A 513-nucleotide genomic window follows, 5' to 3' on the forward strand; every position below is an offset into this window, starting at 1 on the left:
CCGGTCGTCGACTTCCGGGGGCCGGGTGGTGATTTCCGCGCCTTTGATCCAGGACCGGTTGTTGGTGGCAAGCCCTGCCGTGCGGTGGCGTGGGCTGCGTTGTTTTCCTGCTTTGATCAGCACTTGCTGGGTTTTCATGACTGTTTCAAGTTCAGCCCGCAGACTGCCTTTGCCTTGGACGTAGAGCGCAGAGTAGATCGCTTCGTGGGAAAGCTGCATGGTTTCATCATCGGCGAAAACCCGCCTCAGGTGGCAACTAATGCGCTTAGGCGACCATCTGCGTGCAACACCTGCAACAACGACGTGCCGCAACCGGTAGTTGGTGTCGATGCGGCGTGGTTTCGGCCTGGCCATCCGGTGTGCTGTGCGTTCGTGGGCGACCTCGGCGTTATAGGTGTGCACCACCGCCCCGGCCTGGTCGATGATCTCCCACCCGTTGCGGCGGATTTCTCTGGCGACAACGCTATGGTGCCGGCCGATAGACGTAGCAATCGCCCTAGCCGATAGCCCTTG

1 protein-coding gene is annotated in these 513 nt (G+C 60.6%); it reads right to left on the reverse strand.

Annotation, left to right across the window (positions count from 1 at the left end; genetic code table 11):
• Nucleotides 1–513, reverse strand: a 513-nt coding sequence (locus tag M3G19_RS11835; RefSeq protein WP_259902798.1) for a helix-turn-helix domain-containing protein, incomplete at both ends; no start/stop codon positions are given.

Source organism: Corynebacterium sp. p3-SID1194 (genome assembly GCF_025144155.1).
In the GTDB taxonomy this organism is placed as follows: Bacteria; Actinomycetota; Actinomycetes; order Mycobacteriales; family Mycobacteriaceae; genus Corynebacterium.